General features: G+C 53.6%; 2 protein-coding genes. Both read right to left on the minus strand.

The features are described 5' to 3' along the window. Positions 1-782: helix-turn-helix transcriptional regulator (locus tag HMPREF1627_RS01835; protein WP_034500626.1), on the minus strand; the 782-nt coding region annotated here is incomplete at its 3' end. Beyond that, positions 782-997: hypothetical protein (locus tag HMPREF1627_RS10715; protein ID WP_034500628.1), on the minus strand; the 216-nt coding region annotated here is incomplete at its 5' end. The genes HMPREF1627_RS01835 and HMPREF1627_RS10715, both read right to left, overlap by 1 nt.

Below are 997 nucleotides of genomic sequence, written 5' to 3' on the forward strand. Positions count from 1 at the left end.
ACTTCGAACACTGCGCGCATCAACCGGTTGTAACGCTTAATCGTCGCATTCGCCTCTACAGCAGACTTGCCCCGCGGCTCGATGAACATCCAAACCTTCTTACCCCGATCCTGCCCGCCCGCATCTGCAGGAGCTACCTTCGTGCCCGTCCGAATGTTTTCCATCCGGTCTAAGCGAAACGCCCGCTTTTCTCCCTTATCTAAATCGATAGCTTCCACAATCCAGTGAGGCCCAGCCTGGCGCAAACCCAGCGGGTAAACACTGCGCTCACTAACATGATTAGCGTTGCTCACATACTTAAACTGCACTGAAGTGTTTTGCCCAATCGCGAACTGGACCACCTGACGATGCTGCGCAACCTGCTCGTCCTCAAACGAAACAAGCTTAGAAAAGTCCAGTTTAAGGCCGCGCGGGGCCAAAAGCTTAAGCGCTGCACTAAACGCAGTCTCTCGCATGTCCACGGGAAGCAAATAAGACAAGAAAATGAGGCCGGTTACCAAACCAATTGTTTCATCATCGGACAGCCCAATTTTTTCACTCACCCGGTTCATGTCTTGGAAAGTGACGTAGTTGTTCTCTTCAAACATAAACCAATCCAAGCCGAGGTCTTGATCCGGCGCTCCATCGCCAAACCAGGCCTCTCCCAGGGTCACTACCGCAGCGCGGACTGAACTTTCGCTCACTCCAAAGCGAGCCGCAATTTCACTTACCTCTGCGCCACCGACCTCTTGTAACCAGGCAAGGATCGTAAATATGAGCGTGTCTTTGTTTGGATTAGCCATTACTCCCCCAATGCGTCGATCCTGCAGTCCACGGCGCTCACCAATGCTGGCGGCCCAAGCACCACGATATTGTCGATCTCGCCCAATAGACGCTCTAACCAGACCCCGAGGGAACCGGCTCTGCCCTCATGAATCTCCCAGCCCTGCGGAGCCTGCACATCGGTAAGACTAGTGTGCTGCCTAGTCAGTAAAGCCTCCCCCTCTTTAATCGCAAG

Source organism: Actinomyces sp. S6-Spd3, from assembly GCF_000758755.1.
GTDB lineage: Bacteria > Actinomycetota > Actinomycetes > Actinomycetales > Actinomycetaceae > Pauljensenia.